27 protein-coding genes and 1 pseudogene are annotated in these 27,000 nt (G+C 61.3%); 13 read left to right on the top strand and 15 right to left on the bottom strand.

Features of this window, described 5'->3' with window-relative positions; all coding sequences use genetic code 11:
* Both DIE23_RS37050 and DIE23_RS37045 read right to left on the bottom strand, forming a co-directional pair.
* The coding region (locus DIE23_RS37050; RefSeq protein ID WP_124617613.1) for an SDR family NAD(P)-dependent oxidoreductase at positions 1 to 149 on the bottom strand (149 nt) is incomplete at its 3' end.
* Positions 150 to 201: 52 nt separating this feature from the next.
* Complete coding sequence (locus tag DIE23_RS37045; protein WP_124617611.1) at positions 202 to 942, bottom strand: acetoacetate decarboxylase; 741 nt, start codon at positions 940 to 942, stop codon at positions 202 to 204.
* 453 nt (positions 943 to 1,395) lie between these two features.
* Between DIE23_RS37045 and DIE23_RS37035 the strand changes: the two genes are divergently transcribed.
* A complete protein-coding gene (locus DIE23_RS37035; protein ID WP_124617609.1) occupies positions 1,396 to 1,977 on the top strand; it encodes an undecaprenyl-diphosphatase in 582 nt (193 codons plus the stop codon).
* Between the two features lie 26 nt (positions 1,978 to 2,003).
* On the opposite strand, the gene DIE23_RS37030 is transcribed toward DIE23_RS37035, so the two are convergent.
* The 3 genes from DIE23_RS37030 to DIE23_RS37020 form a co-directional block, all read right to left on the bottom strand.
* On the bottom strand, positions 2,004 to 2,228 hold the full coding sequence (locus DIE23_RS37030) for a hypothetical protein (RefSeq protein WP_124617626.1): 225 nt from the start codon (positions 2,226 to 2,228) through the stop codon (positions 2,004 to 2,006).
* A gap of 119 nt (positions 2,229 to 2,347) precedes the next feature.
* Complete coding sequence (locus DIE23_RS37025; protein ID WP_124617607.1) at positions 2,348 to 3,169, bottom strand: siderophore-interacting protein; 822 nt, start codon at positions 3,167 to 3,169, stop codon at positions 2,348 to 2,350.
* A 37-nt stretch (positions 3,170 to 3,206) separates the two neighbouring features.
* On the bottom strand, positions 3,207 to 3,920 hold the full coding sequence (locus tag DIE23_RS37020; protein ID WP_124617605.1) for a PadR family transcriptional regulator: 714 nt from the start codon (positions 3,918 to 3,920) through the stop codon (positions 3,207 to 3,209).
* 625 nt (positions 3,921 to 4,545) lie between these two features.
* Here DIE23_RS37020 and DIE23_RS37015 point away from each other — a divergent pair.
* The 8 genes from DIE23_RS37015 (at position 4,546) to DIE23_RS36980 (ending at position 11,921) form a co-directional block, all read left to right on the top strand.
* Positions 4,546 to 5,697: a branched-chain amino acid ABC transporter substrate-binding protein gene (locus DIE23_RS37015; RefSeq protein ID WP_260436345.1), complete on the top strand. Its 1,152-nt coding sequence runs from the start codon at positions 4,546 to 4,548 to the stop codon at positions 5,695 to 5,697.
* An 87-nt stretch (positions 5,698 to 5,784) separates the two neighbouring features.
* Complete coding sequence (locus DIE23_RS37010; RefSeq protein WP_124617603.1) at positions 5,785 to 6,702, top strand: branched-chain amino acid ABC transporter permease; 918 nt, start codon at positions 5,785 to 5,787, stop codon at positions 6,700 to 6,702.
* Between the two features lie 11 nt (positions 6,703 to 6,713).
* A complete protein-coding gene (gene livM, locus DIE23_RS37005) occupies positions 6,714 to 7,979 on the top strand; it encodes a high-affinity branched-chain amino acid ABC transporter permease LivM (RefSeq protein WP_409364277.1) in 1,266 nt (421 codons plus the stop codon).
* Between the two features lie 104 nt (positions 7,980 to 8,083).
* Positions 8,084 to 8,869, top strand: coding sequence for an ABC transporter ATP-binding protein (locus DIE23_RS37000; RefSeq protein ID WP_226220093.1), 786 nt, complete (start codon positions 8,084 to 8,086; stop codon positions 8,867 to 8,869).
* Positions 8,870 to 8,888: 19 nt separating this feature from the next.
* Positions 8,889 to 9,614 (top strand): ABC transporter ATP-binding protein, encoded by a 726-nt coding sequence (locus DIE23_RS36995; RefSeq protein WP_124617599.1) that lies wholly within the window; start codon positions 8,889 to 8,891, stop codon positions 9,612 to 9,614.
* Between the two features lie 308 nt (positions 9,615 to 9,922).
* Complete coding sequence (locus DIE23_RS36990) at positions 9,923 to 10,729, top strand: NAD(P)H-dependent oxidoreductase (protein ID WP_124617597.1); 807 nt, start codon at positions 9,923 to 9,925, stop codon at positions 10,727 to 10,729.
* 81 nt (positions 10,730 to 10,810) lie between these two features.
* Positions 10,811 to 11,260 carry a VOC family protein gene (locus DIE23_RS36985; protein WP_124617595.1) on the top strand — a complete coding sequence of 150 codons (450 nt, stop codon included), beginning with the start codon at positions 10,811 to 10,813 and terminating at the stop codon, positions 11,258 to 11,260.
* Positions 11,261 to 11,534: 274 nt separating this feature from the next.
* Complete coding sequence (locus DIE23_RS36980; protein ID WP_124617593.1) at positions 11,535 to 11,921, top strand: PaaI family thioesterase; 387 nt, start codon at positions 11,535 to 11,537, stop codon at positions 11,919 to 11,921.
* Positions 11,922 to 12,113: 192 nt separating this feature from the next.
* Here DIE23_RS36980 and DIE23_RS36975 read toward each other — a convergent pair whose 3' ends face one another.
* From DIE23_RS36975 to DIE23_RS36945, 7 genes are all read right to left on the bottom strand, one after another.
* Positions 12,114 to 13,592: an aldehyde dehydrogenase gene (locus tag DIE23_RS36975; protein WP_124617620.1), complete on the bottom strand. Its 1,479-nt coding sequence runs from the start codon at positions 13,590 to 13,592 to the stop codon at positions 12,114 to 12,116.
* A 19-nt stretch (positions 13,593 to 13,611) separates the two neighbouring features.
* Positions 13,612 to 14,439 (bottom strand): CoA ester lyase, encoded by an 828-nt coding sequence (locus DIE23_RS36970; protein WP_124617591.1) that lies wholly within the window; start codon positions 14,437 to 14,439, stop codon positions 13,612 to 13,614.
* Positions 14,432 to 15,808, bottom strand: a complete 1,377-nt coding sequence (locus DIE23_RS36965) for an MmgE/PrpD family protein (RefSeq protein WP_124617589.1) — start codon at positions 15,806 to 15,808, stop codon at positions 14,432 to 14,434. The genes DIE23_RS36970 and DIE23_RS36965 overlap by 8 nt, the downstream gene beginning before the upstream one ends.
* Before the next feature lie 24 nt (positions 15,809 to 15,832).
* Entirely contained in the window at positions 15,833 to 17,011 is a 1,179-nt protein-coding gene (locus DIE23_RS36960; RefSeq protein ID WP_124617588.1) for a CaiB/BaiF CoA-transferase family protein, read from the bottom strand.
* A gap of 9 nt (positions 17,012 to 17,020) precedes the next feature.
* Positions 17,021 to 18,181 (bottom strand): acyl-CoA dehydrogenase family protein, encoded by a 1,161-nt coding sequence (locus DIE23_RS36955; protein ID WP_409364276.1) that lies wholly within the window; start codon positions 18,179 to 18,181, stop codon positions 17,021 to 17,023.
* A 12-nt stretch (positions 18,182 to 18,193) separates the two neighbouring features.
* Positions 18,194 to 19,069 carry a MaoC family dehydratase N-terminal domain-containing protein gene (locus DIE23_RS36950; protein ID WP_124617586.1) on the bottom strand — a complete coding sequence of 292 codons (876 nt, stop codon included), beginning with the start codon at positions 19,067 to 19,069 and terminating at the stop codon, positions 18,194 to 18,196.
* A gap of 95 nt (positions 19,070 to 19,164) precedes the next feature.
* Positions 19,165 to 20,106, bottom strand: coding sequence for a LysR substrate-binding domain-containing protein (locus tag DIE23_RS36945; protein WP_124617583.1), 942 nt, complete (start codon positions 20,104 to 20,106; stop codon positions 19,165 to 19,167).
* Between the two features lie 286 nt (positions 20,107 to 20,392).
* Between DIE23_RS36945 and pruA the strand changes: the two genes are divergently transcribed.
* The 3 genes from pruA (at position 20,393) to DIE23_RS36930 (ending at position 24,427) form a co-directional block, all read left to right on the top strand.
* The gene (gene pruA / locus DIE23_RS36940) at positions 20,393 to 21,943 is read left to right on the top strand and encodes an L-glutamate gamma-semialdehyde dehydrogenase (protein WP_124617581.1); all 1,551 of its coding nucleotides are present in this window, start codon (positions 20,393 to 20,395) and stop codon (positions 21,941 to 21,943) included.
* Positions 21,944 to 22,010: 67 nt separating this feature from the next.
* On the top strand, positions 22,011 to 23,216 hold the full coding sequence (locus tag DIE23_RS36935; RefSeq protein ID WP_124617579.1) for a pyridoxal phosphate-dependent aminotransferase: 1,206 nt from the start codon (positions 22,011 to 22,013) through the stop codon (positions 23,214 to 23,216).
* 47 nt (positions 23,217 to 23,263) lie between these two features.
* Positions 23,264 to 24,427, top strand: coding sequence for an FAD-binding oxidoreductase (locus DIE23_RS36930; protein ID WP_124617577.1), 1,164 nt, complete (start codon positions 23,264 to 23,266; stop codon positions 24,425 to 24,427).
* An 86-nt stretch (positions 24,428 to 24,513) separates the two neighbouring features.
* Here DIE23_RS36930 and DIE23_RS36925 read toward each other — a convergent pair whose 3' ends face one another.
* From DIE23_RS36925 to DIE23_RS36915, 3 genes are all read right to left on the bottom strand, one after another.
* On the bottom strand, positions 24,514 to 25,278 hold the full coding sequence (locus tag DIE23_RS36925) for a helix-turn-helix domain-containing protein (RefSeq protein ID WP_124617575.1): 765 nt from the start codon (positions 25,276 to 25,278) through the stop codon (positions 24,514 to 24,516).
* Positions 25,279 to 25,405: 127 nt separating this feature from the next.
* Positions 25,406 to 26,011 carry a thiamine pyrophosphate-dependent enzyme gene (locus DIE23_RS36920; protein ID WP_124617573.1) on the bottom strand — a complete coding sequence of 202 codons (606 nt, stop codon included), beginning with the start codon at positions 26,009 to 26,011 and terminating at the stop codon, positions 25,406 to 25,408.
* Between the two features lie 8 nt (positions 26,012 to 26,019).
* On the bottom strand, positions 26,020 to 26,535 hold the full coding sequence (locus DIE23_RS36915; protein WP_124617616.1) for a thiamine pyrophosphate-binding protein: 516 nt from the start codon (positions 26,533 to 26,535) through the stop codon (positions 26,020 to 26,022).
* A gap of 301 nt (positions 26,536 to 26,836) precedes the next feature.
* Here DIE23_RS36915 and DIE23_RS36910 point away from each other — a divergent pair.
* Positions 26,837 to 27,000: pseudogene (locus DIE23_RS36910) on the top strand (electron transfer flavoprotein subunit beta/FixA family protein); the annotation flags it as partial.

Here is a 27,000-nt window from a genome sequence, read left to right as displayed (position 1 = left end):
ATCTCGTCGGCAACCGCGTTTGCGCCGTCCTGGTTCAGGTCGGCGATCGCGACGGCCGCGCCCGCTTTCGCGAGCTCCAGTGCGATTTCCTTGCCGATGCCGCTTGCGGCGCCCGTGACGACTGCGGTCTTGCCATTCAGGTTGCTCATTTCGAATTTCCCGTGGTGAAAGGATTGACAGGGAGAAAGGACTGCGGACGTGTTACTGAGCCAGGTAATCGTAGACGACTTCGCCGAGGCCGAGTGTCAAATCCGCGACGAGGTGGCGCGCTTCGACGATTTCGAGCACCGGCAGGTCGGCCACCGGCGCAAGCGCGTGCGGCGCCAGTTCGAGCGAGGCGGGGCCCGTCCACGCGCCCTTCATCTTGATGTCCTGCATGTAGTAGCGCACCAGTTCGCACACGCGTGCGGTGCCGTCGACGTGCGGGATGATCTTCAGCAGGAAGTTCGGGCCGGCGAGGCGCTTCGTCTGCTCGTCGATGTCGAGTTCCTTGTGCTTGTAGCCCATCGTGCCGGTCGCGACGCGCACCTTGCCGTAGTCGAGGGTGCCCAGGATGTGGTCGGTGTTCACGTGCAGCGTGGGCGACGCGAGCTTCTTCGGGAAACCCCACAGCTCGCGGCCGCCGGCGATCGGCGGGTGATCGTCGAGATACATCGCGAGCGTGTAGCCGCCGGCCTGGCCGTTGTACTCGACGGGGATCACCTGGCCGCTTTCCGTGTAGTCGCCGAAGCCGGTCGAATCGGCCATGCGAATGAATTCGTAATGCACGAGCGGCTCGGTGATCTGCAGCGGCTCGGGGACGATTTCACGCAGACGGTCCGGATCGGTGCGATACGTGATGATCAGAAACTCACGATCGACGAAACGGTACGGACCCATCGGAAAGGCAGGGCTGGTCAACGGCATCGCAAACGCTTTCGATCTGACATCGCTGGGTTTCATGCGGACTCCTTGTTGTTGATCGCTTCGTGGATGAGTGCTCGTAAGCTCGTAATCCTATGCCTGTGCGTTGCCGTTGTGCGATGCCGCATCTGGAATTAATTGTTGCCGATTTCGAATGATTTGCAACGCAAATATTGAGACGAACGGCGCAAACGGCAGGGCGCGCGCGCCGGTCCGATACTCGCACGCGTCAATGACGCCACGATGTGAAAAAGGTGAGCCTTTACGGGATGGTCGGTGAGCTTTTGCGGGAGACGGTCGCGCAGGAATGTGACAAATGTGTGAACTTGTGTTGCAGTGCAGGCTCTAAGTGCGTTCGCGCGCGGCGCACGGGCCCCGTCCTGATCATCGGTCGCCGACGCATTAAGCATTGCTTAAGCGAGTGAGCACTAGCATCGTTCGCATCCGACCGGCACGCCCGGTCCAATCATGACGTTTCACGCAACCGGATTCATGCAGAACCTCAATCTCACCCTGTTTTCCGCCATCAATGCCGGCGCCACGGCGCACCCCGGCGTTGCCCGCCTCGCGATCTTCGCCGCCGACTGGCTCGTCTACGCGCTGCCCGCGATGCTGCTGCTGACCTGGATCTTCGGCGAGCGCCCGACGCGGCGCCAGGCGATCGAAGCCGGTGTCGGCACCTGCGTGGCGCTGGCGCTCGCGCAGGTGATCGGGCATTTCTGGTTTTCGCCGCGGCCGTTCATGGTCGGGATCGGCACGCAATTGATTCCGCATGCGCCGGACAGCTCGTTTCCGAGCGATCACATGACGTTCGCGTGGAGTCTCGCGGTCGGCATGCTGCTCGCCGGCAGCACGCGGTTGACCGGGTTCGTGATGGCCGCGATGGCCGTCGTGATTGCATGGGGTCGTGTGTACGCCGGCGTGCACTGGCCGTTCGACATGGCCGGCGGCGTGCTGGTCGGCACGGCAGGTGCGCTGGCCGCGCACTTGTACGGGCAACGCGTGGTCGAGCTGCTCGAACGGATCGGCGACGCGGTGCACGCGGTGATGATGGGGCGCGAACGTACGCCGTAAGTGGCGGAACGACCGGCCGGACGCCGTCAACCGGGCGTCTTGGCCGCGTCGGTCGAAGCGGACGGGCCGCTGCCCGCTTCGTGCAGTTCAGGGTTTTCGCCCGGGTGCCGGGCGGCGTCGCGTTCGAGAGAACCTTCCTTCAGGATCGCGCACATCGAGACGAACAGCGCGAGCACGACGGCCGCCAGGCCGCAATAGCCGGCGATCTTCAGGTTGCGAAGGAAAGGCGAAGCGTGGCTTTCTCTTGTCATGAGCGGGCGCTCCCGGGCGGGCTGCGGCGGCTGTCGCCCGACAGCGGCGTCGCAGACATACATATATACCAGCCGCCTCGCCGATGCCAAGCCCGCCGATGCGCGGGTGCCCGTTCCCGTCAGTCTTCCAGCGTTTCATGCACGGCCGTGGCGCCGCGTTTCCAGTAGGCCGCCGCGCGGATGCGCGACTTGTCGACGCCGCGTTCGCCGGTCAGGTGCTGGCGCACCGCGCGCATCGACTGCGCTTCACCCGCCGCCCACACGTAACCGTCGCCGGAGGACGGCAGCGGCAGCTCGCGTACGGCATTCAGCAGCACGTCGCCTTCCGCGGTGTCGGCTTCGGCGCGAAAGCGCCAGATTTCATGCACGTCGGCACGCGTATCGAACGCGGTCTGCGCGGTGCGATCCGCGACTTCCAGCACGACCGCCGCGCGCGCGCCCGCCGGCAATTGTTCGAGACGCCGGGCGACTGCAGGCAGCGCCGTATCGTCGCCGATCAGCAGATGCCAGTCGAAATCGATCGGGACCACGAACGAACCGCGCGGGCCGCCGATGCCGAGCCATTGGCCGACGCGTGCCTGCGCCGCCCATTGTGATGCGGGGCCTGGATGGTTCAGCACGAATTCCAGATCCAGTTCGCAGGCGGCGCGGTCGAAGCGGCGCGGCGTGAAATCGCGTGCGACCGGTTTCGGTTTGCCTTCGGGAAACTCGGGGCCGTTCGCGCCGAGCGCTGGCATCGCGGGCTTCTCTTCGCCCGGTGCCGGGAAAAACACCTTCACGTGATCGTCGAACGACGACGATTCGAAATCCGCGAGGTCGGGGCCGCCGAGGGTGACGCGCAGCAGGTGTGGCGTCACGGCATGCACGCGCACGACCTGCAGCAGGCGGAACTTGAGGGTATGGCGCACGCGGGTGACGGCGCGTTCGGATGGGTTCTGCATCAATCCGTTCTCCTGAGTTTTGACGGAGCGGCGCGGGTTACGCGCCGGAGCCGCCTTCGATTTCGGCCGTCGCGCGGCGCATGATCGCCGCGATACGCCGCTGTTCGTCGGCATCGGCCGCGCTCTTGTGGAGCAGCGCCCGCTTCAGGGCGAGGCGGGCCTCGACGAACTCCGGCAGCCAGCCGGGTTGCGCGTCGTCCGGCGCTTCGCTGCCTGCCGATTCGCCGGCGAACGCGCGGCGCATGAATTCCATCTTGCGCGCCAGGTGCGTGAGGCGTGCGAACAAGGTATCGACGCGTTCGCGCTGCGCATCGAGATGCGCGCGGCCGGCGTCGGTCAGCGCATAACGCTTGCGGTTGCCTTCGGCCTGCGACGCGACGAAGCCGACTTCCTCGAGATACGTGAGCGCCGGATACACCATGCCGGGGCTCGGGCTGTAGAAACCGTTCGAGCGCGTGTCGAGCGCCTTGATCAGTTCGTAGCCGTGGCTCGGCTGCTCGGCGACCAGCGCGAGCAGCAGCAGCTGGAGATCGTCGGAGCTGAACTGGCGGCCGCGCGGCATGCCGTCGTCGCCGAAATCGCCAAAGCCGCCGCGTCCACCACGGCCACCGAACGGGCCGCCGCCGCCAAACGGGTCGTGGCCGCGGCGATGGCGGCCGATTGCGTGCCAGAGCCCGGCGAACCAGTCAGGGCCGGCATGCGCACCATGACCGTCGCATCGGGCATGGCCGCGGGAGGGGTTGTGTCGCATGATCGTGTCCTATATGTCGTAAAACATATCTAAAGATATATATCGAAAGATAGGGTGTCAAGGAAGATTATTGGGGTTTGATCGTGGTCTTGGCGGCCGATTGGTTGTAGTCGTAGGGGCACCGCGCGCCAACGTCTTCGTGTTGCCCGGCTGTCCATTGCATGCCGAGTCAGCGCCCTTCGGATCGGATCACGCGAGGGTTCCCGTCGCGCAGGCTCATGGCAAGACAGACGATCCGAGTTCTCGATGCCACCGGCACAGCGTTGGCCTGGGTGTCCTTCGACACATTGTCGATAAGGACTGCCAGTGGATAGCCCGTACTCGCGTCGATGAGCAGCATATTGAGGCCCCGCCACCTTCTACTTTGCAGGTTCGACCTGGCTTTTCGGTTCGACGCACGGAGTAGCCCGTATAGGGGTCAACCCTCAAACACATTGACCCCTAGGATTCGGTGGCCGGCATTCTGCACCATTCCGGGCACTATGGCTGGAACACTGCATATTTAGACAGCAGCTAACCCCCGGTTTCGCACAATCGAATTCCGAGCCGTTTTTGGCGTAGGCAACCTTCGTTCACTCGTGTCTGACACGGGTGTCTCACGACGGTGGCGGCCAATGACCAAGGCATGCCCCACATCGAAGCCTGCTCTTTGGAGATGGTTATGAATGGCCGGAAAATATTGAATGGGATGAGTGCGGCAATCGGCGTCGGCGGGGTGGCGCTACTGTATGCCGCATCGGCAAGCGCGAGTCTCAACGTTGCAGTCGCCGGACCGATGACGGGCGAGTACGCATCGGGTGGCGAGCAGTTCAGGAAGGGCGCCGAGCAGGCCGTAAAGGACATCAATGCGGCTGGTGGCGTTCTGGGCCAACAGCTGAACCTGATCGTCGGCGACGACGTATGCGATCCGAAGCAGGCGGTTTCAGTCGCTAACGACTTCGTCAACAAGAAGGTCGCATTCGTCAATGGCCACTGGTGTTCCAGTTCTACGTTGCCTGCATCCGATGTGTACAACGACGCACAGATTCCCGAGATTACTGTCTCGACGAACCCGAAGATCACGGAGCGCGGAATCAAGGGCTTGTTCCGCATTACCGGGCGCGACGATCAGCAAGGCTCCGTTACGGCCGCTTATATCGCGGACCACTTCAAAGGCAAGAAGATTGCCGTCATCGACGACAAGACCGCGTACGGTGGTGGCCTGGCCGATGAAATCGCAAAAGGACTCGCGGCAAAGCAGACGCCTGTCGCGTTGCGTCAGTCCATCACGGCGGGTGAGCGCGATTACTCCGGGTTGATCAGCAAGATGAAGGTCGCCGGTGTGCAGGTTCTAGCCTACGGCGGCTACTACCAGGAGGTTGCGCTGATTCTGCGTCAGGCTGCGCAGGCCGGTCTCAATCTGACGGTAATCGGCGGTGACACGCTCAGCAACAACGAGCTGGTCAATGCCGCAGGCCCGCAGATCAACAAGGTGCTGTTCACGTTCCCGCCCGATCCGCGCAAGAGCGCGGCTGCATCGAAGGTCGTTGCCGCCTTCCGCGCACAGAAGATCGAGCCCGAAGGTTACATGCTCTATTCGTACGCGGCTATGCAGGCATACGCAGATGCCGCGAAGCGTGCGAAGAGCACCGACTACGCCGCCGTAGTGAAGCAACTCCATGACGGTACGTTCGACACCGTCGTCGGTCAGCTGAAGTTCGATTCGAAAGGCGATCTGAAGAATCCGGGCTACGTCGTCTACAAATGGAACGGCAACAGCTACGACTACGTCAAGTGATGCGGACTGCAACGCATATCGCATGAAGGGCGCGGCGGGCCGCACCGGGCGGGCCGCCGTGCTGCAACGAGATGTATCGGAGAAGCTATGAGTCAGGCGTTACAGCAGCTGATCAACGGTTTGACCTTGGGGGCGATATACGGTCTGATCGCAATCGGCTATACGATGGTCTACGGCATCATCGGCATGATCAACTTCGCTCACGGAGACATCTACATGGTGAGCGCGTTCATTGCCGTGACGTGCCTTACGCTGCTCGGCTCGGGCGGCGTTTCTTCAGTGGTGCTCGCTATTGGCGCGACGCTGATTGTCGCGATCGTACTGACGTCTGCGTTCGGTTGGACGGTCGAACGGGTCGGCTACCGCCCGCTGCGCGGCTCGAATCGCCTTGCGCCGCTGATTTCGTCGATCGGTCTGTCGATCTTCCTGCAGAACATGGTTCAACTCACGCAGGGCGCACGCGTCAAGTCGGTTCAACCTGTCGTTACGGGCGGCATCAATATACCGATGGGCAGCGCAGGTCACGATGTTTATTTGTCGAACATTCAAATCCTGATCGTCATCGTGACGATTGCGCTCATGGGCGCCTTCACGTTGTTCATCCAAAAAACTTCGTTCGGTAGACAGCAACGCGCGTGCGAACAGGATCAACGCATGACGCGATTCCTGGGTTACGACGCGGATCGCATCATTTCGGTGACGTTCATGATTGGCGCCGGACTTGCCGCTGTTGCTGGCGTGATGGTCACGCTCTATTACGGCGTCGTCGACTTCTCGATCGGCTTCATTGCCGGCATCAAGGCATTCACGGCGGCGGTGCTCGGCGGTATTGGCTCGATTCCCGGCGCGATGCTCGGCGGCGTCATTATCGGCCTGATCGAGGCGTTCTGGTCCGCTTATCTGTCGCCGGAATACAAGGACGTGGCGACGTTCGTGATTCTGATCGTGTTCCTGATGTTTCGGCCGTCCGGGCTGCTCGGCCGCCCAGAGGTGGAGAAAGTCTGATGAGTACGACGATGTCCAAGCAAGTCAATCTTCCGTTTCGCATTCGCGATGCGCTGGGCGCAGCGATTGTCGCCGCAGTCGTCGGGCTGCCGATGCTCGGGCTGACGACGCACGACGGATCAGGCGGTCTTCAGGTGCAGACCCGCTGGCCGTTGCTCGGTGCGTTTGTGATCGCCGCGTTTGTCGGGCGCATGGCACTGCAGTGTCTGCTGGAATATGTTGCGACTATCCGGAAGAGTCGCGTTCAGAAGGGTAAACAGGCCGCGGTGTCCTCGTCGAGGCTGACGTGGATCGGGACGTGTGCCGTCGCATTCGCGATCGTGTTGCCGGCGATGTTCTCCGGCAATCGCTACGTGGTCGACACGGCGACGACGGTGCTGATCTACGTGATGCTCGGCTGGGGACTGAACGTGGTTGTCGGCCTCGCAGGTCTGCTCGATCTGGGATACGTCGCGTTCTATGCGGTCGGGGCTTATTCGTACGGATTGCTGTCGACTCATTTCGGTCTCGGATTCTGGGAGGTCCTGCCGATCGCGGGCGGTCTCGCCGCCGCTTTCGGGATGATCCTCGGCTATCCGACGTTGCGGTTGCGAGGCGATTATCTCGCGATCGTCACGCTCGGCTTCGGAGAGATCATCCGGCTCATACTGATCAACTGGGGTGACGTTACCGGTGGGCCGAACGGTGTCTCGTCGATTCCGAAGCCGACGTTTTTCGGGCTGCCGATGCAAGCGTCGGCAGACGGTCCGACCTTCTCCAGTCTGTTCGGCATCGAATACTCGCCGCAGCAGCGGATCGTATTTCTCTACTACCTCATCCTCGGGATGGCGCTGCTTACGAACCTGTTTGTTTCCCGCCTGCGCCGGCTGCCTATCGGTCGGGCATGGGAAGCAATCAGGGAGGACGAGATTGCGTGCAAGGCGATGGGGCTCAACGTAACGAACATCAAGTTGTCCGCGTTCGCGATTGGCGCGATGCTCGCTGGATTTGCCGGTGTGTTTTTCGCCGCGCGCCAAGGCTTCATTTCCCCGGAGAGCTTCACGTTCTCGGAATCGGCCACGATTCTTGCGATCGTCGTCCTCGGTGGCATGGGCAGCCAGCTTGGCGTCGTGTTCGCGGCCGCCGTGCTCGTCGTGCTTCCTGAGCTCGGACGAGACTTCTCTGAATATCGAATGCTGTTGTTCGGTCTTGCGATGGTATTGATCATGATCGTCCGGCCCGGTGGGCTGATCAGTCACCGTCGCGCAACGATTACGGCACCTGCGGAGGGCAAATGATGGATCCGATGACGCCGCTGATTTTTGAAAGCGCTCCCGCCGGACTGGGTCGGTGCGAATCGCCTGTTGAACGCGGACCGCTGCTGCACGTCGAAAACATCGTGATGCAGTTCGGTGGGCTTCGCGCGATCGAAAATATGTCGATGACCGCGCGCGCCGGCGAGGTGACCTCGGTCATCGGTCCGAATGGCGCAGGCAAAACGACGTTCTTCAATTGCCTGACCGGTTTTTATAAACCAACGTCGGGCGCGATTGCCCTGGAGCATCCCACGCGCGGGAAGTTGCGCCTGGATGCGATGCGAAACGCGGACGTTGCACGTGTCGGACAGGTGGTTCGGACCTTTCAGAACATCAGGCTCTTTCCGCGCATGACCGTTCTCGAGAACCTGATGATCGCCCAGCACAACGCGCTCCAGAAGGCGTCGCGCTTTTCGATTTCCGGTGCGCTGAACCTGCGCGGATATCGCTCTGCCAGCCGCGATGCCGTTGCGAAGGCAATGGAATGGCTCGAGCGACTCAATCTGCGGGACCTTGCCGACAAGCCGGCAGGCGACATGCCGTATGGTGTTCAGCGTCGCATCGAGATTGCTCGCGCTATGTGCGCTGATCCGATTCTGCTTTGCCTCGACGAACCCGCTGCTGGGCTGAATCCGCGTGAATCCGCAGCATTGACCGCGCTGCTTTCGTCTCTTGCTCGAGACAGGGGTATCGGCGTGTTGCTCATCGAGCACGATATGAGCGTGGTCATGAAGGTATCCGATCACATCGTCGTGCTCAATCACGGCAAGAAGATTGCCGAGGGCACCCCTGCCGAGGTGAAGGCAAATCCTGACGTGATTGCCGCCTACCTCGGCGAAGAGGAAAGCGAAACATCGGACCAGCAGGCCTGACTACGCGAGGAATTCTTTCATGCTCAAGATTTCGGAATTGTCCGCGCACTATGGCAGCGTGCAGGCATTGCATCACGTCAACGTCGAGGTGAACGAGGGAGAGATCGTCACGTTGATCGGTGCGAACGGCGCCGGCAAGTCGACGCTGATGAACACGATCTTTGGCTATCCGCGCGCGAGCGGCGGTTCGATCGTGTTCGAAGGACGCGACATCACCAGGCGGCCGTCGCACGAGATCGCGAAATTCGATATCGCGATCGTCCCGGAAGGGCGACGTATTTTTCAGCGCATGACGGTGATGGAGAACCTGCTGATGGGGGATACCTCCCGGGATCGACGGACGTCGCAGGACATCGAGCGAATGGTCGGGATGTTCCCGATTCTCGGCAGCCGGGCATCCCAACGTGCAGGAACGTTGTCCGGCGGCGAACAGCAGATGCTGGCTATCGCAAGGGCGTTGATGTCGCATCCGCGGCTGCTGCTGCTCGACGAGCCGTCGCTTGGCCTGGCACCGATCTACATCAAGAAGATCTTCTCGGTGATCCGCGAGCTCAACACGCAGTATGGAATGACGATTCTGCTCGTTGAGCAGAATGCTCATCATGCACTGCGAGTCGCGCATCGGGGGTACGTCCTTCAGCACGGGCACATCGCGCTCGAAGGAGACGGGCCTTCGTTGCTGGCGGATCCGGCCGTGCGTGCGGCGTATCTGGAGGGCGATACAGCGCAGCTCGACGCGGCGTGACCGATGACACCGGGCCGAGGGGCGCCGGTGCCGATCAATCGGCGGGGCGACGTAGCAGTACCGACTGCCCCGTCGATTGTGCGGGACTCCGTGCAGCCAAGTATTGCCGATTCAGACGAATCCAAGCACGGCAATCAAGATACTTTGGTTTGCATCGATCGACTGTGCAAAATTCCGCAAAAAGTTACCGCTCTGTCACAAGACGGCTGCCGAGAACCGGTTCAGAATTGATGCCAACAGATCGGAGCTACGGCGCTCCGGTGTTCATGTCGGACATGTGTCCCGATCGATCTTGACGGAGTGAGAACATGAAGGTGCTGATCGTCTTTGCCCATCCCGAACCGAAGTCGTTCAATGGTGCGTTGAAGGACAAAGCTGTCGCGACGCTGACCGCGCTCGGGCACGAGGTCCGCGTGTCGGATCTGTATCAGATGAAGTGGCGGCCGGATCTCGGTCTGGATGATTTCACCGGTCCGCGTGCGAATCCCGATTATCTGGACCTGTCAGCCGAGCAGGAGCATATGTCTGCGACGTCGCAGCCGACGCCGGATGTGGCCGCCGAGCAAGAGAAGGTGCTTTGGTCGGATCTGATCATTTTCCAGTACCCGATGTGGTGGTTCGGCATGCCGGCGATCCTGAAAGGCTGGGTTGATCGCGTGATGACGCGTGGCTTCGCGTACGCGACCGGGCGCAAATACGATACCGGCATCTTCAAGGGGCGCAAGGCGATGATCTCGACCACGACGGGTACAGCGTCGAGCCTGTACGAGCCGGATGGCGTCGACGGCGATATCAACCACCTGCTGTGGCCGATCCATAACGGGATCTTCAAGTACCTGGGTTTCGATGTGCTGCCGCCGCACGTGTCGTGGATGCCGGCGCGCGTGTCGGCAGAGGAGCGAGCGGCGTATCTGGCGTCGTACGAAGAACGGCTGCGAACGCTCGAACAGACGCCGTCGCTGTTCTTCCATCCGTTCGAGGATTACGGTACTGACCAACGTCTGAAGCCGGGTGTGATCGCCCGGTCGGGCTTCCAATGGAACCCGGGTGCCGGACAAACCCGGGAAGAGGCGGCGGACCAATTTACGGCACCGAACGTCGCCAAGTTTGGCTGAATGGATGGACTGGTGTGTCGGGAGGAATTCGCGTCGCACCGGTCTCATTTTCTTTTCTTCCGTATTTCGACTGGTGGCGACATGAGCAAACCCGACATTTTCCGGAAACTGCATCACGTCTGTATCGTTGTTCGTGACATGGATGCGGCCACTGCGTATTACGAATCCGCTGGCATTGGTCCGTGGACGGACTTCCCGCCACTCGATGCCTTCAAGCTCGACGGCTACGATCGCGACGCCTTTCTGAACTTGAAGTACAAGTTTGCGAACGTCGACAACGTTCAGTTCCAGCTCTGCGAACCGGGAGACGGCGATACGCCGCAAAAGCGCTTTCTGGAAAGCCACGGTGAAGGCGTGTTCCACCTCGGGTTTGCGGTCCCGGACGTCGACGCTGCAGAAGCCGTTGCAACCGGTGCGGGCATCGAGGTACTCGGCCGCGGGCGGTTGCCGGATGGCAGCGGTTTCACGTATTTCGATACCGCGAAAGCGGGCGCCGGCGTCAATCTTCAGGTTCGCGCACGAAAGGAGTGAGACACGGCCTTTCGGTGTCGCGTGTCGACCCATGCGGGCTTGCGCGCTTGGCTACGACGATGGGGACATCCGATTGGTGCCGGATTTGATCGGCACGGAGCCGGAGACATTCGTCCTTTGTGCCGCCCGACGGGCGGCACGTCTTTTTGTACTATCAGGAGATGGGGCTACATGTTCGAATATCGTTGCCCTGTCAGATCGTATCCCCTCCGACATCCCTTACCGCCGCGACTGACCAGTCGTAGCGCGCGTACTTCACGCATGGAGTGATCTGATGATTCGCCACGAACTCGACAATCCGTTTCTCGAAGCGTTGGGGGCGACCTTGACTGAATGGCGCGACGGATCTGCAGTGATCGCGATGCCGATCGGCGCGACGCATCTGAACCGGCAACGCGTGTTGCAGGGCGGCGCCGTTGCAACACTACTGGATGCTGCCTGTGGTTATGCCGGGCTATACAGTGACTCGGGCGAAACGGTTCACGGCTTCACGCTGTCCTTGACGATCAACTACCTGGATCGGGGCATCGGGCAGCAAGTCACGGCCAAGGGCATTCTCGAGCGTAAAGGCAAATCGATTTACTTTTGTCGCGGCGAAGCCTGGGTCGACGATCGCATTCTGATTGCTACCGCGCAGGGGACGTTCAAGTACGCGCGATAGCGCGGGCTGCTCGTATGCTCAGGGGGTAGGTCGGTCGTTTGGAGGCCGAACACCAGGAACTGGGTTGGAGTGTTCCGATATATAGCGTCGGAAGCCTGGCGCGAAAGAGATTGGGGCGTGATGTGTTGGGGAAATGGCGAGAATTTCTTCGTTCTTTCTTAGGCGGGGCAGCGCCCCGCCCACCCCGCCGAATCACCGCATGACAAACGGGTTGGCTGTCTTCACACCGGTATTGATCCACACGCTCTTCGTCTGCAGATACTCACGGATCGCGTCGATGCCGTTCTCGCGCCCGAGCCCGGAATCCTTGTACCCGCCGAACGGTGACATGTAGCTCACCGCGCGATAGCTGTTGACCCACACCATACCGGCCTGGATGCGTTCCGCGACGCGCAGCGAACGGCCGATGTCCTTGGTCCAGACACCCGAACCCAGCCCGAAACGAACGTCGTTCGCGATGCGTACCGCGTCGTCTTCATCCTTGAACTTGATGATCGACAGGATCGGACCGAACACTTCTTCCTGAGCGATCCGCATGTCGTTGCTCACGTCGCCGAAGATCGTCGGCTCGACGAACCAGCCGTTGCCGCATTCCGATGCATTGCCGGGCTTGCCGCCGAGCAGCAGTTTTGCGCCCTCTTCTTTCGCGATGTCGATGTACGCGAGCACCTTCTTGTACTGCGGACGTGTCGTCACGGGGCCGACCTGCGTCTCGAGCGATGCGGGATCGCCTATCTTCGCAGTGCGGGCAAGTGCCAGCAGGCGCTCGACGAACGAGTCGTAGATGCTTTCCTGAACCAGTAGCCGCGAGCCGGCGATGCAGGTCTGCCCCGTTGCCGCGAAGATCCCTGAAACGGCACCATTCACCGCGTCGTCGAGATCAGCATCCTCGAAGACGATATTCGGCGACTTGCCACCGAGCTCGAGGCTCACGTGCTTGAACTGCCGTGCCGCGGCTTCGTTGATTGCGCGCCCGGTCGAATCGGCGCCCGTAAAAGTGATCTTCTTGACGAGGGGATGCTCGACGAGCGGCGCACCGACGTCCGAACCGAATCCGGTGACGACGTTCACCACGCCCGGCGGGAAGCCGGCTTCTTCGAACAGTTTCGCGAACTCGATCGTCGACACCGATGTGAATTCGGACGGCTTGATCACAACCGTGCAGCCGGCCGCGAGTGCCGGCGCGATCTTCCACGTGGCGAGCAGTAGCGGCGAGTTCCACGGCGTGATCGCGGCGACGACACCGAGCGGCTCGTTGCGCGTGAAATTGAAGTAGCCCTTCTTGTCGAGTGGAATCACCGCGCCCTGGATCTTGTCGGCCAGGCCGCCGAAGTAGTAGTACCACTGCGGGATGTACTGGCACTGGCCATACATTTCGGCCATCAGCTTGCCATTGTCACGCACCTCCAGTTCGGCGAGCCGTTTCGCGTCGCGAGCGATCAGGTCGCCGACACGATGCAGCAGTTGGCCGCGCTGGCTCGGCGTCATTTGTGCCCACGGGCCGGACGTGAAGGCCGTATGTGCGGCCTGGACGGCGCGGTCGACGTCGGCGGCGGTGCCTTTCGCAACCATTGCCCACGGTTCGCCGGTGTACGGATTTTCAGTCTCGAACCATTCGCCGGATGACGACGGACAGTTTCGTCCGTCGATGACCATTTCAAAGCGTTCCATCATTCCTGCCTCCATTCCGTTAGGACGCGACCACCGCACGCCGTTGCGATTCCGCGAGAATTTCCTGCGCCTTGAGAATGACCGGACGGTCGACCATGCGCCCGTCGACTGCGACGGCAGCGCCGTGCGATGCGCCTGCTGTATCGACAACCTTGCGCGCCCATTCGGTCTCTTTTTCCGTCGGCAGGAACGCGGCATTGACCGCCTGTACCTGCTTAGGGTGAATGCAGAGCTTGGCACCGAAGCCTAGCCGCTTCGCGCGAAGCGTGTCGCGCTCGATCTGCGCGGGATCATCCAGTGCGAGGCTCACACCATCGACGGGCGGCAGCAGGTTGCCGAGGCGGGATGCCAGCACGATGTGCGACCGGAAGTACAGCAACTGCTCGTCGTCGCCGTCGATCGACAGATCGAGCTGGAAGTCGATGTTGCCGAACACGAGGCGAGTCGTCAGGCGGTGCTGCGCGATAGCGACCACGTTGCGGAAACCCTGCGCCGTTTCGATCATCGGCAGCACTTCAGTCGGCTTGCCGGCGAACTCACAGAGGAAGATGTCGTCGATGCGCTCGGTCTTCGGCAGCATGACCGTCTTGACAGACGGTGCGCGGCACAGCGCGATATCTTCGCGGAACCATTCACTGTTGACGTCGTTGACGCGCACGGCGACCGGTGTGTCGTTGGTTGCCAGCCACTCGGCAAGCGCGGCGCGTGCGACCTTCTTTTCCGCAGGCGGCACCGCATCTTCGAGGTCGATCACCACGACGTCGACGCCCGAGGCGGCGGCCTTCGCGAAACGATCCGGTCGATTACCGGGAACAAACAGATAGGAACGGGGGGCGAGCTCAGACATGGCGATTCTCCGGGGTTCGTGAGGCGAGCAGCGACGGAACGACCTTGGCGTCAGCGATGGCCCAGATCTTCCCGATCGATTCGGTAACTTCGGCTTTCGTCGCCGCGTCGGCATACAGCGCGAGCGTGCGAACCTTGTGTTCCAGTTCGGCACGCGACAACGTATTGCCGGGGTCGCCCTTCGGATCGTCGACGCGGCCCTCCAGGGTGCGGCCGTCCTTCGTCGTCACGGTCACTTTGCCGATCCAGCGTGCCGGATAGGCGGAGTCGACTTCCGGGTCGAGTTCCATTCGAACCTTGTCGCGGAAGCGCGAGATGGCGGGCGATGCGTAATGTGCGTCGAACTCGCGCACGCCGGCATGCCCGTATGCCGATACGAGGCCGAGCACGGTGCCCATCGAGAACTTCGCCTGATGGATCGTCTGCGGATTCACGACCGGCCCGAGGACGTCAATTGCAGCCTGGTGAACGTGCGTGACCACGCGTTCGATATCGTCCGGCTTCAGCGCATTGCGCTCGATGATTTGCAGCAACGCGTCGGCGGCCGGATGGGTGTGTCGGCACGACGCGTGGTACTTGAACGAGGTTTCGGCCAGTGCCCAGCGTGTGCCGAGCCGATCAACCAGTTTGTCCGGGTACGTCTGGTCCGACATCCCCGCTCCCATTCCCTTCTCGCCTTCGAGAATGTCTGCCGCGCCGGTGAAACCCTCTGCCGCGAGATAGGCCCCGAAAAGGCCGTTTGCTGCGGCCTTTGCCGTATGCAACTGTTTCGAATCTGCCGCATCCTTGAGGAATTGCCACAGACCCGCTGCTTGCGTACCGGCCGAGCCGAACGCGTGCAGCATTTGTTCGCCGTCGAGGTTCAGCAAGCGGCCGGCTGCCGCAGCGGCAGCAAGCGTGCCGACGGTACCGGTGGTATGAAACGTTTTGTAGTGGGAGCGGCCAAGGAATTCGCCGACCCGCACGCCGACTTCATAGCCCGCGACGCATGCGGTCAAGAACTCTTTTCCGCTGCGCCCGAGTGATTGCGCGACGGCCAATGCGGCCGGAAAGACGACCGTGGCCGGATGCAATACCGAACTGTTGTGGAGATCGTCCTGCTCGGCAAAGTGCGAGGCGGCCGCATTGACCAGCGCAGCGAAAAACGAGCTTGTCGTGCGCCGCGAAATCAGCACTTCGCACGGTCCGGATGCGGGCCCGAACTCGAAGGCGAGCTTGTGGATGGTTTCCACCGGGCGGGCGCCGCGGCCCGCGAGTGCCGAGCCGTACCAGTCGAGGAAAAGGTCTTCCGTGCGACGAATCACGTCGACGGGAATCTGGTCGAAGCGGAGTTGTGCCGCGAAGTTCGCGAGTGTCTGGGTGTGGGTCATGTTCGAGTCGCTTGCGGTTGCGGGTTAGATCACGCGCGCGTCGCGCCATCTGCGAACGTCTGCGTCGGTGAAACCGAGTTCGTGGAGAAGTGCCTCGGTGTGTTGCCCCAAGGCGGGGACGGCATCCATACGAACGTCTTCCGCGTGATCGACGCCCGGCGGAAGGAGCGCCGGGATGCGGCCGGCAGGAGAATCGACTTCGACCCACCGATTGCGCGCGCGCAGCTGCGGATGCGCCCAGACATCGGCCATCTCGTTCATGTGGGCATTGGCGATCTGTGCGGTGTCGAGTCGATCGACGACTTCCGTCGCAGTGAGCTTCGAGAATGCATCGACGATGATCGCGCACAGCGCATCGCGTGACGCCACGCGCTTCGCATTCGAATTGAAACGAGGATCTTCCGCCAGTTGCGGTACATGAAGGACGTGCTCGCAGAATGCGGCCCATTCACGCTCGTTCTGCAGGCCGAGCATCACCGACTTGCCATCTCCGGCCAGGAAGGGGCCGTACGGATAGATCGTGGCGTGTGCCGCGCCCGCCCGAGGAGGCGGCGATGCACCGTCGAATGCGTAGTACATCGGATAGTTCATCCATTCGACCATGCTTTCGAGCATCGAGACGTCGATCTGCTTGCCGAGCCCGGTCTTGGATCGCTCGAGCAGTGCCGCCAGGATATTCGTGTACGCATACATGCCAGCGGCGATGTCGGCTATCGAACAGCCCGCTTTTGCCGGGGAATCGGGGCCACCCGTCACGGACAGAAAACCGGATTCGCTCTGGATCAGCAGGTCGTAGGCCTTCTTGTCGCGATACGGACCGTCCGGCCCATAGCCGGAGATGTTGCAGACGATCAGCCCGGGATGAGACGCATGCAACGCGTCGTAGGACAGGCCGAGGCGTGCCGCTGCACCGGGGGCGAGGTTCTGCACGAGCACGTCGGCGTCTGCGAGCAGTTTTCCGAGTACTGCCTTGGCATCCGGCGCCTTCACGTCGAGCGTCAGGCTTTCCTTCGAACGGTTGCACCAGACAAAGTGCGATGCTTCGCCGTTGACGCGTTCGTCATAGGCTCGTGCGAAATCGCCCACGCCAGGACGCTCGACCTTGATGACGCGTGCGCCGAGATCGGCGAGCTGCCGTGTGCAGAAAGGCGCCGCGATCGCGTGCTCGAGCGTGACGACCTTGATGCCGGTCAGTGGTTTCATGGCGCGCTCCTAGAAAGATCGCGGCAGACCGAGCAGATGCTCGGCGACGTACGACAGGATCAGGTTCGTCGAGATTGGTGCAACCTGATACAGGCGCGTCTCGCGGAACTTGCGCTCGACGTCGTACTCGTTCGCGAAGCCGAACCCGCCGTGGAATTGCAGGCATGCGTTCGCGGCTTCCCACGATGCGTCGGCCGCAAGCAGCTTGGCCATGTTGGCTTGCGCGCCGGCCGGCTGCTTCGCGTCGAACAGCTCGCATGCCTTGTAGCGCATCAGGCTCGCGGCCTCGACGTTCACGTAGGCGCGCGCGATCGGGAACTGCACGCCCTGGTTCTGACCGATCGGGCGGCCGAACACGACGCGTTCCTTCACGTACTTCGAGACCTTGTCGAGGAACCAGTACCCGTCACCGATGCATTCGGCCGCGATCAGCGTCCGTTCGGCATTCAGGCCGTCCAGGATGTACTTGAAGCCCTTGCCTTCTTCGCCAATCAGGTTTTCGGCGGGAATCTCGAGGTTGTCGAAGAACAATTCGTTCGTCTCGTGATTCACCATGTTCGGGATCGGGCGCACCGTCATGCCGTTGCCGATTGCCTCGCGAAGATCTACGAGGAAAATCGACATACCTTCGGATTTCTTCGCTACCTGGTCGATCGGCGTCGTACGAGCCAGCAGAATCATCAGATCGGAATGCTGGACGCGCGAGATCCAGACCTTCTGTCCGTTGACGACGTAGCGATCGCCCTTGCGAATGGCCGTCGTCTTCAGCTTCGTCGTGTCGGTGCCCGTCGTGGGTTCGGTCACACCCATCGACTGCAACCGGAGCTTGCCGCTGGCAATCTGCGGCAGATACTTCGACTTCTGCTCGGCAGAGCCGTGGCGCAGAAGCGTACCCATGTTGTACATCTGACCGTGGCAGGCCCCCGAGTTGCCGCCGCTGCGATTGATTTCCTCCATGATCACCGATGCCTCGGTCAGGCCGAGGCCTGAGCCGCCGTATTCCTGCGGAATCAGGGCGGCGAGCCAACCTGCATCGGTCAGCGCCTGGACGAAGGTCTCCGGGTACGCGCGTTCCTCGTCGATCTTGCGGAAATACTCCGGCGGGAAGTTCGAACACAGATCGCGGATGGCCTCGCGAATCTCTTGGTGCGGTGCGGCGATATCCAACACGTGAATCTCCTCTTAGTTTCCTTTGGCGGGATGGGCTTCGGTCAGCGTCACGCGCCCATCGACACATAACCGACCGCGGGCGCTTTCCGCCCAGATACGAATCTCGGGCGACGCCGGGTCGTGGGTCGCGCACACGTAGAACGGTTCGTTGTCGAACAGCGGTCCGATTGCCTTGAATGAAAATCCGGCGATTTGTGCGCGCGGCAGGTTGCGGCGTACGAGATCGATGAGCAGCGTGGCCGTCAGCGGTCCGTGGACGACCAGTGCGGGATACCCTTCCTGCTCGGTAGCGTACGGACGGTCGTAGTGGATCCGGTGGCCGTTGTAGGTCACGGCCGAATAGCGGAACAGCAGCACGGGATCGGGCACGATCAGGCGCCGCCAGGTGCCGTCGCTTGGCGCGTCGATTCCGCTATCCGGGGAGCTCGGTACCCGAGGTGCGTCGCGGTAGACGATGTCCTGCTCTTCAGACAGCAACGTGCCGTCGAGATCTTCGAGCTGATGGCGAACACGAACGAACACCAGCTGTCCGCTGCGGCCATCTTTCACGCCGACATCGACGATCTGCGAGGTTCGAGTGACGTCGTGGCCGATTCGGACCGGGCGTTCGAATTGCACCCGGCTGCCGGCCCACATGCGGCGCTGCAACGGTACGGGTGGCAGGAACCCGCCGCGTGTAGGGTGTCCGTCGACGCCGACGTGCGACTGACGAGCAATGGCGGGAAAGAGCGCCCAGTGCCAGAGCGGCGGAAGCGCATCGCCCGGTTCGAGCGTCGCTTCGTGGTCGAGCAACGCGGCGAGCTGTGCGACGAGTCGAGGTGAGACGATTTCGCGATCGGTTTGCGTGCGCCCGATCCAGTTACGAAGGTTGTCGAATTCTGCGGACATGTCGTTGGTTTTCCAAAATGCGTCGTTGCTGCAAGAGTGACGCACCGGACTGCCGGCGACAATTTGTGCTTCGGAAACGGGGCTTTAAGTGGTGTTTAAGGTGCCACAGCGACCTGAGCCGCATCGTGAAGATGGTCGTCGTCCTGGGCTTTGCCGGTGAGCTGATCGACCAGTTCACGCGTGAACGACGGCAACAGATCGAGACTGCGTATGCAGATCAACAGGTTGCGGGTTGCCCAGTCATCCTCGATCGATACGAGCTTGACGTTCATGAGCCGCGCATACCGTGCCGCCGACGAGAATGGCAGCACACCGATCCCTACGTTCGCTTCGACCATTCGGCACAGTGCTTCGAAGTTGCCCACTTCGATCCGCACTTGAAGTGTCTTGTGGAGATCGTTGACGACTCGATTAAGGAAAGTGTGGATCGCGCTCGCTTCAGGGAGCCCGATGAAGTCGAACCCGGTGGTCTCTGCGAAGGGGATCGATTGGCGGTCGGCCAGCGGATGCGACGGATGGACGGCGAGGATCAGCTTGTCCCTGCGATAGGGCAGCGTCATTAGCGATTCGGTCCTGACTTCTCCCGCCACGATGCCGACGTCCGCCCACCCTTCGCTGATCGCGCGGACGATATCGTGGCTCAGTCTTTCCTTCAGGCCGATGTTGACGTCCGGGTGGGTTGCAAGAAAGTCCCGCAGGTCGTTGGGGAGGAACTCCGTTGTCGCGGTGGTATTGGCGAACAATCGGATGTGCCCCTTGATGCCGCGCGCGTACTCCTGCATGTCGCCGCGCAAGTTTTCGAGTTGTGACAGCACGAGCCGCGCGTGATGCAGGAACGCCTGCCCGGGAGGGGTAAGTGTCACACCTTGACTCGTCCGGAACAGTAGCTTGGAGCCCATGCTCTCTTCGAGATTCTTGATGCGTGTGCTTGCGGCGGGTACCGACATGCACGAGCGCTCGGCGCCGCGTGTCAGGCTGTTCGTTTCCGCGATGGCGCTCATCAGGCGGAGATCGACCAGATCGAAATGCATTCCCATGATTTGCCTCTTAGCTTTGGCGTGCCGATGAGCGAATCATAGCAACATGAAAAAATCCGCAAAAGTAAGGATTCCATCTACGGGCTTATATTTCCGCGTTAACCATATAAATAGGTGGATATAGAGGTCTAATGGTGCGGTTTCAGTGATGTAACTATGCAAAATTCCGCAAAATAATCTCGACGCAAATCAAGACGGCTCGTTTTCGTCGATCGACAATCCGCTAAACGTCGGGGGAGCGTAACGAATCCTCCGTCGATCCGACTGCCCTCTACAGGAGATAGCGATGTTGATTGCACCGTACGCGAACGAGCCGTTCGACCTCTTTGACACCGACGCCGCCGTCGCCGAAATGCGCGGTGCGCTCGACAAGGTACGTACCCGCTTTGGCGAGACGTATCCTCTGATCATCAATGGCGAACGCGTCATGACGGACGACAAGCTCGTCTCGACGAACCCGTCGAACCCGGCGGAAATCGTCGGTTACTCGGCGAAGGCAACGCAGCAGCACGCCGATGCGGCACTCGATGCGGCATGGAAGGCGTTCGAATCGTGGAAACGCTGGACGCAGGAAGATCGCTCGCGTGTGATGCTGAAGGCTGCAGCGATCATGCGTCGCCGCAAGCGCGAGCTCGAAGCGTGGCTCGTCTACGAGATCGGCAAGAACTATGTCGAGGCCAGCGCTGAAGTCGCGGAGATGATCGACTTCACCGAGTACTACGCACGGCAGGCGCTGACCCATGTCGGTGGACTGGGTTCGCTGATCCACTATCCGGGCGAGGAGAACGAGAGCTTCTACATCCCGCTCGGCGCCGGCGTGACGATTTCGCCGTGGAACTTCCCGATGGCCCTGATGACGGGCATGACCGTGGGTGCGATCGTCGTCGGCAACACCGTCGTGTGCAAGCCGGCGGAGGACACGGTCGTGTCGCTGGCGAAGGTGTTCGACATCTTCGAGGAAGCCGGTCTGCCGCCGGGTGTCGTCAACTATCTGCCTGGCAATGGCCGCGACGTGGGCTCGTATCTCGTCGCGCATCCGCGCACCCGCTTCGTCAATTTCACAGGGTCGCTCGCAACCGGCGCGGCGATCAACGAATCGGCGGCGAAGCTCGCGCCGGGGCAGAAGTGGTTCAAGCGCGTCTTCCTGGAACTGGGCGGCAAGGACGGCATCCTGGTCGACGAGACCGCCAATCTGGACGACGCCGCAACGGGCGTGATCCAGGCTGCGTTCGGCTATTCGGGCCAGAAGTGCTCGGCTTGCTCGCGCCTGATCGTGGTGGATTCCGTCTACGACGCGCTGATCGAGCGCGTGATCGAGCGTACGAAGAAGCTGGTCGTCGACGAAGCGAAAAACAACCCGAGCCTCGGGCCCGTGTGCAATGAAATGCAGTACAAGAAGGTCCAGTCGTACATTGACATCGGCCGCGGCGAGGGCAAGCTGCTGACGGGTGGCAAAGTTGCCGACGCACCGGGCTACCTGATCGAGCCGACGATCTTCGGCGACGTGTCGCCGACCGCGCGCATCGCGCAGGAAGAAGTGTTCGGTCCGTTCGTGGCGGCGATTCGCGTGAAGGACTTCTCCGAAGGCCTGCAGGTCGCGAACAACACGGTTTACGGTCTGACCGGCGCGTTGTTCTCGAACGACCGCGAGCGCATCGAAATCGCTCGCCGCGAGTTCCACGTCGGCAACCTGTACTTCAACCGCAAATGCACCGGCGCGCTCGTCGGGATCCAGCCGTTCGGTGGTTTCAATCTCACCGGTACCGATACGAAGACCGGTGGCCCGGACTACCTGCTTCAGTTCATGCAGATCAAGGCTGTCGCCGAGCGTCTGTAAGTTTGATGTCCCGGTCCGGCGTACGTCCTTGCGCCGGGCCGGTTTTTTTCCGGACCTGAAAACTTAAATGAACATCATTGCGGACAGAATCGGGCAGATCGCGCCCGCGGAGACGATGGCGATGGCCGCGCGTGCAGCGGAACTGCGCCGGGCCGGGCGGAACGTGATATCGCTGTCGCAGGGCGAGCCGGATTTTGCTACCCCAGAGAATATCCAGGAGGCGGCCATTCGGGCAATGCGCAGCGGCAAGACGCGCTATACCGAGGCGGCGGGCATTCCGGAGTTGCGCGAGGCAATTGCTGCGAAGCTCGCGAACGACAATGGCCTGATCTATCCTGTCGCTGGTATCAGCGTGTCGTCGGGGGCGAAGCAGGCGATCTTCGCGGCGTTCTTTGCGTCGCTGAACGTCGGTGACGAAGTGATTGTGCCGACACCTTGCTGGGTGTCCTACCCCGAGATCGTGAAGATGTCGGGCGGTACGCCGGTCTGTGTCCCGTGCCCGGAGACCGCAGGCTTCAAGCTCACGGCGGCACAACTCGAGGCCGCCATTACGCCACGCACCAAGTGGTTGATGCTGAATTCGCCGTCCAATCCGACAGGTGCCGTGTATTCGCGCGACGAACTGATGTCGCTCGCCAACGTGCTGCGTCGGCACCCGCATGTCTGGGTACTGTCGGACGACATCTACGAAAAGCTGATCTACATCGACATCCCGTTCAGCAACATCCTGAACGTTGCCCCCGACCTGTACGAACGCACGCTTCTCATCAACGGTGTGTCGAAGGTGTATGCGATGACCGGGTGGCGTATCGGCTACGCAGCAGGACCTACGCAGCTCATCAAGGCGATGAATCTCGTGCAGGGGCAGATCGTCACGAGTGCTACGTCCATCGCGCAATACGCATCAGTTGAAGCGCTCACCGGTAGTCAGGCGTTCGTCGATACGTCACTGCGCGCGTTCAACCAGCGACGCAAGCAGGTCGTCGAAGCGTTGCGCCGCATTCCCGGGCTGCAATGCCGTGAGCCGGAGGGGGCGTTCTATGCGTTCGTCGGCTGCCAGGAATTGATCGGGCGGCATACGTTGTCCGGTGCGCGCATCGACAGCGATCAGGATTTCGTCCGATACCTGCTTGACGATGCCAACGTTGCAGTCGTCTCCGGGACAGGGTTCCTGCTTTCTCCGTATTTCAGGCTGTCATATGCCGCATCCGTCGAGCAGCTGGAAGAAGCGCTCCAGCGTATCGAGGCGGCATGCGCGAAGCTGCTGGCTTGAATTCGATCTGACGCATCGAACCACGACGCATCACCAAGAGGCATGTCATGAGCGAAAGAATCGTCATTACCGGTGGCGGCGGAATCGGGTGTTCCATCGCCTACTTCCTGACCCAGCAGGGTCGAACGGATCGCGAGATCTGGGTTATCGAACGTGATCCCACATACAGGATCGCATCATCGGCGCTGTCGGCCAGCTCGATCCGTCAACAGTTCTCGACACCGTCCTGCATCCAGTTGTCGCGATTCGGCTACGAGTTCATGCGTTCGATCGAACGCGACAAGGAGCGATTCGGCGCAGGCGTCGACTTGACCGACTGCGGCTATCTGTTCGTCGGTACGTCCGACCAGGCGCCCGTGCTGCGCAAGCGAACTGCGCTGGCGCGGTCGATGGGCGTCGCCATCGCTGAGCGATCACCGGAAGAGCTGATTGCACGCTATCCGTGGTTGAACGTCAGCGATCTCGCATATGCAGCAGAGGGTTTGTCCGGAGAAGGCTGGTTCGACGGATACAGTCTGATGCAGTGGTATCGCAATCGGGCACGTGAAGCTGGCGTCCAGTTCGTAACAGGTGACGCGGCGGCATACCGGACGGCCGGCAATCGCATCACGCATGTCGAATTGACCGATGGCCGTCTGATTGCCGGGGATCAATTCGTGAATGCGGGTGGTGCGTGGTCGTCGAAGCTCGCGAGCACGGTCGGGGTCGATCTGCCGATTCGACCGCGCCGGCGTTGCGCATTTGTCGTGTCCTGTCCGACTGCAATACCGGACCTTCCGATTTTGATCGACACCTCGGGTATCTATCTGAGGCGCGAGCAAAATCACTTCCTGTGCATCGTGTCGCCGTCGGCCGAGCATGATCTCGACGACTTGCCGCTCGACGTCAACTTCGCGGAGTTCGACGACATTATTTGGCCGACCCTCGCTGAACGGATCCCGGCTTTCGAAGCACTACGTGTCGAACACGCGTGGGCTGGCTACTACGAATACAACGTGCTCGATCACAACGGCCTCATCGGTCGAAGCGGCCCGGAGAATTCGTTCGTCGCCGCGGGATTCAGTGGTCACGGAATGATGCATAGCCCTGGCGTGGGCCGTGGCATGGCCGAACTTCTGTCGTTCGGTGAGTACCGGACGATCGATCTGACTGCGCTGTCGGCCGATCGAATCGATACGGGAAATCTGGTAGTCGAGGAGGCTGTTTACTGAGCGTGGCGAGGTCACGCTGGAGGCGGACGCGCCGGTCACCGTTATGGTGTCCGGCGCGTTCTCTTTGGGGGGCGATGTTGTTGCCGTCAGGCCGGGTGAAGACCGCGTCCGCGGGCATCGCGATACTGCCGCGGGGTCAGGTGCGTGGCCAGCTTGAACTGGCGTGTAAACGCGCTATGGTCCGCGTAACCGCAACTGGCTGCAATTTCGGTAATGCTGTGGTCGGTGGTTTCGAGCAGCTTGCATGCGTGGTCGATTCGCATCTTCATCAGTAGCTGCTTCGGCGTCAGGTGGAACACTTCGCGCGTCAGGCGCTCGAGTGTGTCGACCGAGATCGACGCATGATCGGCCGCCTCCGTGATGAGGATGTTCTGACTCAGGTGCTGTTCCAGATAGGCAAGAAAGTCGAACAGTCGCCGGTATCCGTGGTGGCGCTCATCGGGACGTGGCAGGTCGCGGGAGACGCCGATCATGCCGATGCCGCTTTCGTTCTCGTCGATGATTGGAAACTTCGAACTGAGACACCAGTATTTGTGCCCGATGCCGGTCGAGTAGAGACGAAGCCGGTCAACGATCGGCGACTTGCTTTCGATGACGGACAAGTCCTGTGCGACGGTGCTTGCGCCGGTCACGGGGAAGAGTTGATCTGCTGTCTTGCCGATGACGTCATCACGTGCAAGGCCGCTTCGATCGATTAGCGTCTGGTTGACGGACAGATAGCGCGCATTCGCATCCTTGACGTAATAGAGAACGTCGGGGAGGCAGTCGAAGACTCGTTCCAGCAGCTCCGGATGGCGATCCAACTGTCTGATCAGCGCGACGAGCATGTCTTTGTCGGTTTGGGACGGCATGCGGACTCTGGACAAAAAGGGAACCGGATGCCGATTGTACCGGGACGATAGGCGACGTCCAGGAATGGAAAAAGGGTTCCGCAGTGGGCGGAACCCTTCGTGCGTGGCGAGCTGCCCGCGTAAGCCCTTATTGGCTTGCGTGTGCAACTGACCCGAGCAGTGCTTCGCGGAAGCGGCTGCGCAGATAAGGGCCGTCGCGCGGCGGCAGGCACACCGGAGCCGGGTCGGTGCTGACCTTGACGGTTGCGAGTACCGGACCGTCACCGTTCAGGATGGCGTCGACGAAATCGTCGAGTTGCGCTTCCGTCGTGATCGTGCGTGCGTTTTCGATGCAGGCCGCCCGTGCGACAGCCGTGACGTCGACGCCTCGTCCGGCATGTGCGGGCTGCATGCCGGTTTCAGCATAGTGACCGTTGTCGATCACTACGATCGACAGATTGGACGGACGATCGACGCCGACGGTCGCCAGGGAGCCGAGGCCCATCATCATTTCGCCGTCGCCGACGAACACCACGACACGCTTGGACGGTTGTGCACGTGCGATGCCGAGCCCGAACGTCACGGCGCCGCCCATTGCACCCCAGAGATAGAAGTTCTGCGGCGTGTCGCCGGCGGCGGCAACGTCGAAGGTCGGGTTGCCGAGGCTCGTGACGGCCAGTACGTGATCCGCGCGATCGCGAAGGATGCGCTGAACGGCCGTCCGGCGGTTCAGGGGAGTGGTCTGTTGCGTCATGTCGATGCTCACTTTTTGAAGTTCTTCGTGCCGATCACGCGCTGGCCGATCAGCACGGCCACCATACGCGACGTATTGAATGCGAAATTCAGCGCCGCCTGGACGGTCGGGGCCACTTCGTCGGCATCGTCCGCGCGGTACACATAGACGCCGGCGGATTCCAAGGCTTCCTGGGTCGATTTGCCCATCGCGACCTGCCACGGGTTGAACTCGCCCCACTCACCACGCATCGTGACGAGCATCAGAATCGGCATTCGGCACTCGTGCTGCAGCGACAGCATGTTGATGCAGTTGCCGACGCCGCTCGATTGCAGCAGCAGCACGCCGCGTTGCCCGCCGACCCAGGCGCCGCCCATCATGGCAACGCCTTCTTCTTCGGTGGTCAGGGATACGGCGTGAATGTCGGAATCGCCTTCGCAAAGCTCGATGAGGCGCTTGTGGCCGGCGTCGGGCACGTACGCGACCTGGCGTACGTCGGAGGATTTGAAATGCTCGAAGATGGTATCGGGCCAGTTAGCTGACATGATGGGCTGGACGGTTGACGTCGAGAGTAGATAAAGGGATATCGCGTGACCGGCATGCGCCGATATGCACGGCGTTTGCGGATGAGACAAGCGTGCCGTAGCAATACCCCAAACTCAATTTGCGATTGCGTAATGGGCGTTTAACCTCCAGTTAACGTGGGGTAACTCCCCGTCTGGCAAGCTTCGGATGTACGTTGGATCGACGAATTCGAAGGGTTTGAAGGCCCTGTTTCAGAATCTTGAATTCCAGCAGGATCGTTCGATATGCACACTGCTGACCAGAATCTTTCGAGGACATGTGATGAAAATTCTGGTGCCGGTGAAAAGAGTGGTCGATTACAACGTGAAGGTCCGCGTGAAGTCGGACAACACGGGCGTCGACATCGCAAACGTGAAGATGTCGATGAACCCGTTCGACGAAATCGCGGTGGAAGAAGCGGTGCGCCTGAAGGAAGCGGGCGTGGC

It is taken from the genome of Burkholderia sp. Bp9143 (assembly GCF_003853645.1).
Classification (GTDB): domain Bacteria; phylum Pseudomonadota; class Gammaproteobacteria; order Burkholderiales; family Burkholderiaceae; genus Burkholderia.
The sequence above is the reverse complement of the archived record's forward strand: the minus strand, read 5'-3'. Positions and strand labels throughout refer to the sequence as shown.

What these genes read in the sequence shown, in the direction of transcription:
- DIE23_RS37045 (WP_124617611.1), bottom strand. Translation starts at nt 942, where the DNA reads ATGAAACCCAGCGATGTCAGATCGAAAGCGTTTGCGATGCCGTTGACC.
- DIE23_RS37035 (WP_124617609.1), top strand. Translation starts at nt 1,396, where the DNA reads ATGCAGAACCTCAATCTCACCCTGTTTTCCGCCATCAATGCCGGCGCC.
- DIE23_RS37030 (WP_124617626.1), bottom strand. Translation starts at nt 2,228, where the DNA reads ATGACAAGAGAAAGCCACGCTTCGCCTTTCCTTCGCAACCTGAAGATC.
- DIE23_RS37025 (WP_124617607.1), bottom strand. Translation starts at nt 3,169, where the DNA reads ATGCAGAACCCATCCGAACGCGCCGTCACCCGCGTGCGCCATACCCTC.
- DIE23_RS37020 (WP_124617605.1), bottom strand. Translation starts at nt 3,920, where the DNA reads ATGCGACACAACCCCTCCCGCGGCCATGCCCGATGCGACGGTCATGGT.
- DIE23_RS37015 (WP_260436345.1), top strand. Translation starts at nt 4,546, where the DNA reads ATGCCCCACATCGAAGCCTGCTCTTTGGAGATGGTTATGAATGGCCGG.
- DIE23_RS37010 (WP_124617603.1), top strand. Translation starts at nt 5,785, where the DNA reads ATGAGTCAGGCGTTACAGCAGCTGATCAACGGTTTGACCTTGGGGGCG.
- livM (WP_409364277.1), top strand. Translation starts at nt 6,714, where the DNA reads ATGTCCAAGCAAGTCAATCTTCCGTTTCGCATTCGCGATGCGCTGGGC.
- DIE23_RS37000 (WP_226220093.1), top strand. Translation starts at nt 8,084, where the DNA reads ATGCAGTTCGGTGGGCTTCGCGCGATCGAAAATATGTCGATGACCGCG.
- DIE23_RS36995 (WP_124617599.1), top strand. Translation starts at nt 8,889, where the DNA reads ATGCTCAAGATTTCGGAATTGTCCGCGCACTATGGCAGCGTGCAGGCA.
- DIE23_RS36990 (WP_124617597.1), top strand. Translation starts at nt 9,923, where the DNA reads ATGAAGGTGCTGATCGTCTTTGCCCATCCCGAACCGAAGTCGTTCAAT.
- DIE23_RS36985 (WP_124617595.1), top strand. Translation starts at nt 10,811, where the DNA reads ATGAGCAAACCCGACATTTTCCGGAAACTGCATCACGTCTGTATCGTT.
- DIE23_RS36980 (WP_124617593.1), top strand. Translation starts at nt 11,535, where the DNA reads ATGATTCGCCACGAACTCGACAATCCGTTTCTCGAAGCGTTGGGGGCG.
- DIE23_RS36975 (WP_124617620.1), bottom strand. Translation starts at nt 13,592, where the DNA reads ATGGAACGCTTTGAAATGGTCATCGACGGACGAAACTGTCCGTCGTCA.
- DIE23_RS36970 (WP_124617591.1), bottom strand. Translation starts at nt 14,439, where the DNA reads ATGTCTGAGCTCGCCCCCCGTTCCTATCTGTTTGTTCCCGGTAATCGA.
- DIE23_RS36965 (WP_124617589.1), bottom strand. Translation starts at nt 15,808, where the DNA reads ATGACCCACACCCAGACACTCGCGAACTTCGCGGCACAACTCCGCTTC.
- DIE23_RS36960 (WP_124617588.1), bottom strand. Translation starts at nt 17,011, where the DNA reads ATGAAACCACTGACCGGCATCAAGGTCGTCACGCTCGAGCACGCGATC.
- DIE23_RS36950 (WP_124617586.1), bottom strand. Translation starts at nt 19,069, where the DNA reads ATGTCCGCAGAATTCGACAACCTTCGTAACTGGATCGGGCGCACGCAA.
- DIE23_RS36945 (WP_124617583.1), bottom strand. Translation starts at nt 20,106, where the DNA reads ATGGGAATGCATTTCGATCTGGTCGATCTCCGCCTGATGAGCGCCATC.
- pruA (WP_124617581.1), top strand. Translation starts at nt 20,393, where the DNA reads ATGTTGATTGCACCGTACGCGAACGAGCCGTTCGACCTCTTTGACACC.
- DIE23_RS36935 (WP_124617579.1), top strand. Translation starts at nt 22,011, where the DNA reads ATGAACATCATTGCGGACAGAATCGGGCAGATCGCGCCCGCGGAGACG.
- DIE23_RS36930 (WP_124617577.1), top strand. Translation starts at nt 23,264, where the DNA reads ATGAGCGAAAGAATCGTCATTACCGGTGGCGGCGGAATCGGGTGTTCC.
- DIE23_RS36925 (WP_124617575.1), bottom strand. Translation starts at nt 25,278, where the DNA reads ATGCCGTCCCAAACCGACAAAGACATGCTCGTCGCGCTGATCAGACAG.
- DIE23_RS36920 (WP_124617573.1), bottom strand. Translation starts at nt 26,011, where the DNA reads ATGACGCAACAGACCACTCCCCTGAACCGCCGGACGGCCGTTCAGCGC.
- DIE23_RS36915 (WP_124617616.1), bottom strand. Translation starts at nt 26,535, where the DNA reads ATGTCAGCTAACTGGCCCGATACCATCTTCGAGCATTTCAAATCCTCC.